Here is a 2,886-nt window from a genome sequence, read left to right on the forward strand (position 1 = left end):
TGAGGGCGCGGCCACGCGAGACGGCGCGGCGAATGCGGTCGCGCAGATGATCGCGAGGATCCCTCCAGTCGGCATGGGCGCGCCGTTGACCAACCAGAGCTTCGGCGAGCTCGCGATGTGATGCCCCGGCAAGTGAGCCGTCGAGCGCACGAAGAACGAAGGTTAGACGTGGACCGCGTCTTTCCGGCGGAAACAATCGGGCAGGCAGGTGTTGATTCAAACTTAGAGCATTGAGGCACTCGAGTGCCCTCAGGCGGGGCTTCGAAAGCATTGCTGGCCAGATCGCCTCAGTGCGGAGGCAAACAGGGTGCAAGATATCCGCGCCAGAGACGGCGAGCTGGAGCGTATGTTCCGCATTGCGAAGAAGAACATGCTGGCCCTTGTCGGACGCCAGCAGGACCGTCGCACGACATGGCAATGCCGAGAGCTCGAAGGGCAATGTCGCCCACGATGCAGACAGCTGTTCTGCAATGACTGGCAGCACATGGACGCAACAGAACGGAGACCAGAAAACGAGCGAATTGCGCCCATAAGACTCGGCGAAACAGAACACCCCAGCCACAGGTCGCCGGCCGACGCGACCACGTCGAGAAAGGGTCGGTAGGACAAAGTATGGGCCTGCTGGCTTGCAGCGGTCAGGTCACGCTGGAATGCTGGGTTGCGGCGTAAGAACTCCCAAGCCCACTCCCGTGGCGTCAGACCAGTGGTGTAGTCGTACGACCTTTCATCCCGCCAATCAGCCTCATCCGAGCCAGTCACGAGAATTGTAGGCACGACTGTGCTCCCCTGCCCGCCCGGAAAACGCTGAAGCATAATGCGACCTGGCGTCGGTGGCGCCGTTTTGTCGAACCGGACGCGATTGACGGTGTCGAGGACAGAAGACGCAGGCAATCAGCAAACTGGCCGTCGACGCGTAGCAACAATCAGTACGGTGTGAGCGGGTCGACAGAATCGTCTTCATAGCTGTTGTCGGCTCCATCGGCCCGCGCCAGACGTCGCGTGACGGCGCAGTAAAAACGGGCGATGGATTGCACACGATTTGTCGGCAGGTTGGTGTAGTGTCGGGCGCAATGAGCGCGGTCATCGAAGGCCTCCTCGGGAAACTTTCCACGCCATTGGAGGCCAACCTTGAGGTTTTGGCAGCCTGTGCAGTTGTACAGGTTAAGCCACCGGCGAAAGCGGAGCAGGATTGGCAGCTGTGTCGAGGAATCTCGCAGAGTCCGGGCGAAAGTACAGCGATCGATTGCCCTTCTGAAGGAATATCGGTCGTCTCTAATTACCAAAGTTGTCACAGGACAGCTGGACGTTGCTCAGCACGAATTGCGCGTCGTTACCAACCTGACTTCGTTTGGATTCTGAAAGAGATGCCCTAAAGAGTCCTGGCCCCGCTGGCGGCGCCGGCGACCGGGCGGGTCCGGACGCGCCATCCAACGTGTATCGGGAATAAAGCCATAGTTTGAATATTTCGGCGAAAATCAGCCCTAAGCCTGATGTTGCAACAAATTGAATCATAACATAGACTGATTTGGTGTAACTATAATCAGGCTGTAATATGAAAAGAGACGCGCACCAGCGTGCAAGGCTTCGCCTTGATGAGCGGCTTTCCCCTCTTAAGCCGGAAGACCGCTTCCGCCCGCCGCCAAAAGGCTGGATACGCGCGATCCGCGATGCGATCGGCATGACCGGCGTCCAGCTCGCCGCCCGGCTTGGCGTGCGCCCTCGTGAACGGCGTTGGCAAGACCGGCGTCGTTGGCGTCATCAGGGGCAAGGGCGCCGTGAGCAACGACAACCTCAAGGTCACCGTTTTGGGCGCTGACATGGATGTGCTGCCTACGAGGAGGCGTCATCCGCGCCAAACCGCGATGCTGTTGGGCGCTGCCCAACCAGCGGAAGAGGTTGGTAGGGCCGCAGTTGCGATGATCGAGGACGGCCTGATGGAGGTCATGGCATGCACACTCTTCCGAGTTTGCCGATTGGTACATTTGGTATCCGGCAAGGCCTGGCGCTGACGGCAACGGACGGCATTGCAGAATAGAAGGCCCCGGCGGCCATCCCGGGACGCCCCGTAAATGCGTCGATTCCTGGTTGCCGCGCAGTGCCCTGCAACAAATTTTGGCGTAGAACGTCGCTCCCTTGGAGTCGGCGGGGATTTCGTTCCACGAATTCCATTCCGGCACCACACCGAGAGAACTGCGAGGCAGCATGCGCATGCTGAGGCCGGAGGTGCGTCAGCTTGTTAAAAAGCGGATGCGCGAGGTGGTCGCCGGCATCGCCCAGGTAATCAGCGCCAAGACCGACCTGACTATCCAGACCTGGTGCGGGAAGGGAGACAGCGGTGGTTTGCATCACCCTGCCTCAACGACCAAGGGATTCTGTACGGGGACAGCGTCTGGATCAAGCTCGTAGAGAACAAGCTCGTAGCTCGAGGAGTGCCGGCAGGAATCTCACAATTTCCGCCGATCGCCGTAGAGCGCAAACCCCAGCACCGCTAATCGTCGGCTTTCTGCAAGCACAGCGAGAATACGCCGATTTCCTGCGTTCAGATGGGTGGGTTCGTTCAGAAGCAGCCGATTGTGCTGCTACATTTATGATACAGGCACTGAGTGGTTGGTATCAAGATTGAGTTGGAACGCCCATGGATATAGGGGGGCGATTCGAAACCCCAGGATGGTGGAACTGCCGCATCATGATTCATGTAAACGCATGGACAATGTGAATGTCGTGTCACGTATTTTCTGGTGGGACTAGGATGAAACAAAAACGTGAGCTGGGAGGAACTGCAGATGAATAAATGGAAACATGAAGAAAGCAGGAATAGTCCCTTGAGACGTGCAATCCTGAGGGGAATGGCTGCACTTGGCATAGCGGCGATGGCAACCGCCTCGG

3 protein-coding genes are annotated in these 2,886 nt (G+C 58.4%); 1 reads left to right on the forward strand and 2 read right to left on the reverse strand.

Annotated features, from left to right (window positions below; genetic code table 11):
- Both AC0L2Z_RS35105 and AC0L2Z_RS35110 read right to left on the reverse strand, forming a co-directional pair.
- Nucleotides 1-271: DNA -binding domain-containing protein (locus AC0L2Z_RS35105; protein WP_473630604.1), on the reverse strand; the 271-nt coding region annotated here is incomplete at its 3' end.
- A complete protein-coding gene (locus tag AC0L2Z_RS35110; protein ID WP_473630605.1) occupies nt 250-813 on the reverse strand; it encodes a transcriptional regulator domain-containing protein in 564 nt (187 codons plus the stop codon). The genes AC0L2Z_RS35110 and AC0L2Z_RS35105, both read right to left, overlap by 22 nt.
- A 908-nt stretch (nt 814-1,721) precedes the next feature.
- On the opposite strand from AC0L2Z_RS35110, the gene AC0L2Z_RS35115 reads away from it, so the two are divergent.
- Nucleotides 1,722-2,009, forward strand: coding sequence for a hypothetical protein (locus AC0L2Z_RS35115; protein ID WP_473630606.1), 288 nt, complete (start codon nt 1,722-1,724; stop codon nt 2,007-2,009).
- Nucleotides 2,010-2,886 lie beyond the last annotated feature (877 nt).

This window comes from Mesorhizobium sp. WSM4850 (assembly GCF_055811735.1).